Raw genomic sequence first — 7,050 nt, forward strand, 5'->3', positions numbered from 1 at the left:
CGCTGATGGGACAGCCGCAGATCATGGTAACACTGGCGGTCACTGCCAGGTTGCGTCGATCGATACTGAGCTCCCGCAGGTCGGTTATCAGTCCGGGCAGGTGCAGTATCAGCGGCTGCTCCACCCGGTCCTGCCCCGGGATCAGCCACAGGCTGGTGGAGGTGGCCTGAATGCTCTGGGCAACAGCCAATGGGCCGGTTACGCTGACTTCGATGCGGGTGGGACGCGCGATGGCGAGCTCTGCCTGGAAACTGGCAGGAGCGCCCTTGGTCGCGGAGCGACCACGGGTCTGCGGGGCTTGCATCAGCGCTTCCGTGTCCCCGGTGGGCCCGGTGATGGCGCCCTGGGCAAGCAGCTCGCCTGTCCCGGCATCGCGAACCAGGATGTTCAGGCCGCCAACGCCGCTGCCGATAAACTTGGCATCGTCTGCCCGCACCAGCACCTTCAGACCGGTGGTAGAGACGGACTCTTGCGCCGAGCTGCCGGAGGCCGGCAGCGCGGCGCCAAGGGCAATTGCTGTGGCCAGCACAGCGCCGCGCCACGTGCATGTTGGTATAAACATAGGGCTCTTCCTCTCGAATGGTCCCCCGGTGCTCCAACGGGCGCACTGGGCTCGCAAGTCAAAACCATACCACAACGGCTCCCTACCATCCCGCCCGGGCCTCGCGGACGTCGCCGCCAGCCAGCCGCCACGGGCTTTGACTTGTCAGCCCCCGGGGGGAGGGCCCTATAATGCCCGGCTGTGTTGTTATCGGGAAACTCTCATGGGCCGCGCCTACCAGAATCGCAAGGAATCCATCGCCAAGACCTCCGACGCCAAGGCCAGGGTCTACAGCAGATATGCCCGGGAAATCTATGTCACCGGCAAAGCCGGCGGCACCGACCCGGACGCCAACCTGGCCCTGCGCAGCCTGCTGGAGCGCGCCCGCAAGGACCAGGTGCCTGCCCACGTGATCGAGAAAGCCATCGACAAGGCCAGGGGCGGCGGCGGCGAAGACTTCGCTGTCGCGCGCTACGAAGGTTTCGGCCCCGGCGGCAGCATGGTCATTATCGAGTGCCTGACCGACAACCCCAACCGTACCTTCGGCGATGTACGCCACTGCTTCACCAAGACCAAATGCAAACTCGGCACACCCGGCAGCGTCAGCCACCTGTTCGACCACAGCGCCATCCTGGTGTTTCCCGGCGATGACGAGGACGCGGCGCTGGAAGCCCTCATGGAAGCGGACGTCGATGTCACTGATATCGAACGCGAAGGTGACCATATCAGCGCTTTCGTGCCTCACACCGACCACTTCAAGGCCCGCCAGGCCCTGCTGGATACGTTCGGTGACATTGAGTTCGAGGTGGACGAAGTACAGTTTGTGCCCCAGACCTCAGTAACCCTGGAACAGGAGGACGCCCAGGTCATGGAGAAGCTGCTGGACATGCTCAACTACCTGGACGACGTGCAGAACGTTTATCACAACGCAGCATCCTGAGCCCGGAGCTGCGACGCAATCCAGCCCTCCACAATCTCTTCGAGGATGGCGATGGCGAGAGAGCCGTTGCCCACCACCACATCGTGGAAGGCCCTGAGGTCAAAATCTGGACCCAGCGCCATCTCCGCCCTGGTACGCAAAGCCTGGATCCTGAGCTCACCAATTTTGTAGGCCGTGGCCTGCCCGGGCCAGGTAATGTAGCGATCGACTTCCGGGACCACCTCCGGTTCGGTCAGCGCGGTATTCTCCAGCAGGTAGTCAATCGCCTGCTGACGCGACCAGCCGAAGGCATGCAGGCCGGTGTCCACCACCAGCCGGTTGGCACGCCACATCTCATAGGTCAGGCGCCCAAAGTCACTGTAGGGGTCGGTATAAAAACCCATCTCCTTACCGAGACTTTCGGCATACAGCCCCCAGCCCTCGCCAAAGGCCGCGTGATACACGGTTTTGCGGAACTCGGGCAGGTCCAGCTCCAGCGCCAGGGCACTCTGGTGATGGTGCCCGGGGACTGCTTCATGCAGCGTCAGCGCCTCTATGTTGTACAGCGGTCGCGAGCCGTAGCTGTTGGCATTGACGAAATAGATGCCCGGCGAACGGCCATCGGCGGGGCCACTGACATAATAGGCATCGCGGCCCGGGGCATCGCGGATTTCGTAGGTATTGCGCGCCAGGCGGCCGAAAAAGCGCGGCATCATGCCGTCCGCCTGCTTGGCCGCGAAGGCGGTCTTCTCCAGCAACTCACGCGGCGAGCCGGCATAAAACCGGGGACTGGTACGAAGAAAGACAAGGAATTCCGCGAAGGAGCCATCAAACCCGGTGTGGCGGATGATCGCTTCCATTTCGCCGCGAATCCGCGCGGTCTCCCGCAGGCCAAGCTCGTGTATGTCCGCCGCGGTCATGTCTGTGGTGGTGAAGTAACGCAGCAGCCAGGCGTAATAGGCTGCGCCTCCCTCGACGCCAGTGATACCAACCTGTCGACGGCAGTTGGGCAGGTACTGGCGGGTGTAGAAGTCGTACAGCTCCCGGTAGGCTGGAATCACCGCGTTCGCGACCAGGGCCCTGCCGCGGGCACGCAGGTCCGCCTGCCCGGGCTCCGGCACTGTCGCCGGGAACTCGCGAAAGGGCGCATACAGGCTGCTGGACTCCGGCTCATCCACGATCAGGGCGGCAATACCCTCGGCATAGCCCGACATGGCTCCGCAGTACTGGGTAAAGCCGCTGGCAATACCTTCACTCAGAGCCGCGATCTGGTCCCTGTTGTAGCGGGGAAAATCCTCCAGGGTGACCAGGTAACGGTCGTAGTCGGCGCTGGAATCGAAATCCATATTTGCCGGGGCGTTGGCAAAGTAGCTGTGGTAACCGAACAGGCTGGTGAGCGGAAACAGGTGGTCGTGCTGGCTGAAACTGTCACGCTCGGTCTCCCGTTCATAGCGGAACAGCTTCAGGCTAATGGCGTCCTGCCCGTCGAGCGCCGCGGCGTCAATGGCTTCCAGCCGCTGCAGCATCCGTTCGTTGAAAGCGTGACGACGGGCTCGGGCCTCCGGGCTCCAGTCTGGCAGTTTACCGTGGGGCCTGAAGGCGTCCGGGTCCGTGCGAAAGAACACCTGCTCGGCTTCGGCGTGCGCCCAGTGCTCCTCAAGCAGCGCGCGCAACTGGCTGCGGGCATCCGCGGCAGGGTCCGCGCCGGCCCAGGGCGCCAGCAGACAGGAGATGAAAAAAAGCAGGGGCAATCGCGACATGCATGGTCTCCGGGCGCGCGGCAAATGTGCTCAGACCCCAGAGCATAGCAGCATTTTCGGGCGCGAAACCGCGGCAGGCGCGGCTGATCTGCTCTATGCTAGACAGGTCGGGCCGGCAGAAAGCGGCCAGAATCCAATAACGGGACACCGGGATGCCGACCATGACTTCACTACGAGCGATTTGCTGCTGCCTGCTGCTGCTCCTGCCGACCACCCCGCTTGTGGCAATTGCGGCAGAAGACAACAGCTGGTTTCCGTCACCCCACGGCCCGGAGGACACGCTCGGTGCCATCAACTACCTGTCACCGGAAAAGGTCCTGCAGGCTGCCCGGCTGGTAAAGACCGGCAAGACCTATGCCCTGGGGGTAAAGACCGGCCCCCATTCGCCCGCCTATGGGCCGCGCAGCTATGCCCTCACCGTGCTGCAACTGGACGATGGCGTGGGCGCGCCCCTGGCCGCAAACCAGCTGACCTCCAACGACGACCTGCTGCAGACCTGGATGGGAATCGGCAGACAGATTGACGGCCTCGGCCACCTCGGCATCAACCACCGCTACTACAACGGCAAGCACGCCAGTGAATTTGTTACCGTGACCGGCCTGACCAGCTTCGGCATCGACACCCTGCCGCCAATTGTTACCCGAGGGGTCCTGATCAATATGGCCCGCCATATGGGGCAGGAAGTTCTCGCTGCCGGTACTGTCTTCGGCCGTGCAGAGATAAAAGCGGCGGCAGCGGCGCAGAAGGTCAGCATTGAGCGGGGGGATGTGGTCCTGTTCCACACCGGCTGGCTTGCGATTGCGGACACCGACCCGGCGCGCTTCATGGCGGGAGAACCGGGCCTGAGCCAGGGCGGCGCGCGCTACCTGGCGGAGTTGGGAGTGGTGGCTGTTGGCGCCGACACCTGGGGTGTGGACGCCATGCCGGGGGAGCACGCCGATGAAATGTTTCCGGCCCACCAGGAACTGCTGGCGCGCAACGGGGTGTACATCCTGGAAAACATGGACACCCGGGCGCTCGCCGCCGATGGGGCGACGGAATTTCTCTTCGTCCTCGGCCAGCCGCGTTTTGTCGGCGCAGTGCAGGCGATCATCAACCCGGTTGCGATCCGCTGACCTGGTTGCATCGCAGAGGACACAGCGCAGCTGCGGCTAGCTGACCTTAACCACCAGCTTGCCGACATTGCCGCCGTCGAACAGCAGGTTCACCGCTTCGGGCGCGGACTCCAGGCCCTCGACCACGGTCTCCTCGTGTTTGAGCTTGCCCTCCAGGTACCAGGTCGCCAGCTCCATGGTGGCCTCGGTAAAGCGATCCATGAAATCCGAGACGATAAAGCCGCGCACTTCGATCCGGCGCATCAGGATTGACGAGAAATCCGCGCGCATGGGCTCGCCGCTGTTGTAGCCGGAAATCATTCCACACAGGGGCATGCGGCCGAACAGGTTCATCCGCGCCATCACCGCCTCCATGATTTCCCCACCGACGTTCTCGAAATTCACGTCAATGCCGTCCGGAGTGGCGGCGGCAAGCTGCTCGCGCCAGTCGCCCGCTTTATAGTCCACCGCCGCATCGAAACCCAGATCCTCCACGATGTGACGGCATTTTTCGGCACCGCCCGCGATACCGACAACCCGACAGCCCTTGATCCTGGCGATCTGGCCGACCACCGAACCGACCGCGCCCGCGGCCGCCGACACCAGCACCGTTTCCCCCGGCTGGGGTCGGCCGATTTCCAGCAGGCCGAAGTAGGCTGTAACCCCGGTCATGCCGCAGGCACCTAGCATGGTGGATAGCGGGATCGGCAGATCCGCAGGCAGCACCGACATGGCGTTGGCACCCTCATCCGCCAGGCAGTAATCCTGCCAGCCAGTCAGGCCGACCACGTGGGCGCCGGGCTCGTAGCGGGGAGAGTTGGACTTCACTACCACGCCGATACCGCCGCCGCGCATGACCTCGCCAATTGCCACCGGGGGCATGTACTGGTCCATGTCACTCATCCAGATCCGGTTGGTGGGGTCGAGACTCAGGTAGAGCACCCGCACCAGTGCTTGACCGGGACCCGGCTCGGGCACGGGCGACTCGACGAAATCGAAATGATCGCGCTCGATACGGCCTTCAGGCCGGGCGCGCAAAAGGAACTGGCGATTGGCGTTGGTACTCATGAGCTCTCCAGAGACAGTGACACGGACCTGTATTGTTACCTGCCGCAGACCAAAAAAACCACTGCGAAAAACGGCCGAAAGCGTTGACCCTACACGTCACGTGCAGCGTCTGCTACCCTGCAGACCCAGCGGGACCGGTCAGCGGCCGCCCCGGTAATGCCCCGGATCGAGGAATCCTATCCATGAGCCAGGCAAAATCTGCCGCCGAATCCACATCCACCGTTCTCGTTCCCGTGTTCGTTCCAGCGGTCGTAGTGATCCTGCTGCTGGTCATTGGCACTATCAGCAATCCGGAACTGGCAGGAGAGGCGTTCAGCTCCGTCCTCGCCTACATAACCTCGACCTTCGGCTGGTTCTACATGCTGTCCGTGGCTTTCTTCCTGGTTTTTATCGTCAGCGTGGCTTTTACCAGCTGGGGCCACATCAAGCTCGGCCCTGACCACGCCGATCCCCAGTACAGTTTCCCAGCCTGGTTTGCGATGCTGTTTTCCGCCGGTTACGGCATCGCGCTGCTGTTCTTCGGTGTGGCAGAGCCGGTGCTGCACTATGCCTCCCCGCCCGCCGGGGCGCCGGAAACCGTCAATGCCGCCCGCCAGGCCATGCAGATCGCCTTTTTCCACTGGGGCTTCCACATCTGGGCCATATACGGGCTGGTGGGATTGGTGCTCGCCTACTTCGCCTTCCGGCACGGCTTGCCGCTATCCATCCGCTCTGCGCTCTACCCACTCATCGGCGACAGAATCCACGGTCCCATCGGACACGCCGTCGACGTTTTCGCAATACTCGGCACCATGTTTGGCATCGCGACCACCCTGGGGCTCTCAGTGGCCCAGATCAACGCCGGCATCAACTACCTGTGGCCCGGGATACCGGTCAGCGTTACCGTGCAAATCATCGCCATCGTCATCATAACCGGCCTCGCCATCCTGTCCGTGGTCGCGGGCCTGGACAAGGGCGTCAAGCGCCTGTCCATACTCAACATGGTACTGGCAGTCGCGCTGATGCTGTTCGTGTTCAGCGTCGGCCCCAGCATCCACATCCTGGAGAGTTTCCTGCAGAACACCGGCAGCTACCTCAATCATATCGTCGAGCGCACTTTTAACCTGCAGGCCTATTCACGCAGCGACTGGATCGGCAACTGGACCCTGTTCATCTTTGGCTGGACCATCGCCTGGGCCCCCTTCGTCGGTCTGTTTATCGCCAAGATCAGCCGCGGCCGCACCATCCGCCAGTTCGTGGTGGGAGTCATGCTGGTACCGACGGTATTTACCTTCCTCTGGTTTTCAATCTTTGGCGACACTGCCCTGCACATGATCATGAACGAGGGTTACAGCACACTGATCGCCGATGTACAGGCGGACCACGCCGTAGCCCTGTTCAAACTTTTTGAAGTGCTGCCCTTGTCCAGTGTCGTGTCCTTCCTCACGGTCATCCTGATCGTCACCTTTTTCGTCACCTCATCGGACTCCGGTTCGCTGGTGATCGACTCGCTGGCATCCGGTGGCGCGGCCACCACGCCGGTCTGGCAGCGCGTATTCTGGGCCTCCTCGGAAGGGGCTGTCGCCGCCGCACTGCTGTTAGCCGGCGGTCTCAGCGCGCTGCAGACCATGACCATTGCCAGCGCGCTGCCCTTCTCCCTGATCATGATTGTGGCGGCCTTCGGCATGT

The 7,050-nt window shown here is 62.8% G+C and carries 5 protein-coding genes and 1 pseudogene; 3 read left to right on the forward strand and 3 right to left on the reverse strand.

Going from position 1 to position 7,050, the window contains the following annotated elements:
* A pseudogene (locus RJQ10_RS14855) lies at positions 1–529 on the reverse strand (hypothetical protein); the annotation flags it as partial.
* Positions 530–764: 235 nt separating this feature from the next.
* On the opposite strand from RJQ10_RS14855, the gene RJQ10_RS14860 reads away from it, so the two are divergent.
* Entirely contained in the window at positions 765–1,481 is a 717-nt protein-coding gene (locus tag RJQ10_RS14860; protein WP_350147975.1) for a YebC/PmpR family DNA-binding transcriptional regulator, read from the forward strand.
* Here RJQ10_RS14860 and RJQ10_RS14865 read toward each other — a convergent pair.
* Positions 1,463–3,220, reverse strand: a complete 1,758-nt coding sequence (locus RJQ10_RS14865) for a DUF885 domain-containing protein (RefSeq protein ID WP_350147977.1) — start codon at positions 3,218–3,220, stop codon at positions 1,463–1,465. The two genes, RJQ10_RS14860 and RJQ10_RS14865, sit on opposite strands and share 19 nt — an antisense overlap.
* A 161-nt stretch (positions 3,221–3,381) precedes the next feature.
* Between RJQ10_RS14865 and RJQ10_RS14870 the strand changes: the two genes are divergently transcribed.
* A complete protein-coding gene (locus RJQ10_RS14870; RefSeq protein ID WP_350147979.1) occupies positions 3,382–4,335 on the forward strand; it encodes a cyclase family protein in 954 nt (317 codons plus the stop codon).
* Between the two features lie 36 nt (positions 4,336–4,371).
* On the opposite strand, the gene RJQ10_RS14875 is transcribed toward RJQ10_RS14870, so the two are convergent.
* Positions 4,372–5,382, reverse strand: a complete 1,011-nt coding sequence (locus tag RJQ10_RS14875; protein WP_350147981.1) for an NADP-dependent oxidoreductase — start codon at positions 5,380–5,382, stop codon at positions 4,372–4,374.
* Between the two features lie 182 nt (positions 5,383–5,564).
* Between RJQ10_RS14875 and RJQ10_RS14880 the strand changes: the two genes are divergently transcribed.
* The coding region (locus tag RJQ10_RS14880) for a BCCT family transporter (RefSeq protein ID WP_350147983.1) at positions 5,565–7,050 on the forward strand (1,486 nt) is incomplete at its 3' end.

Source organism: Haliea sp., from assembly GCF_040222615.1.
Classification (GTDB): domain Bacteria; phylum Pseudomonadota; class Gammaproteobacteria; order Pseudomonadales; family Halieaceae; genus Haliea.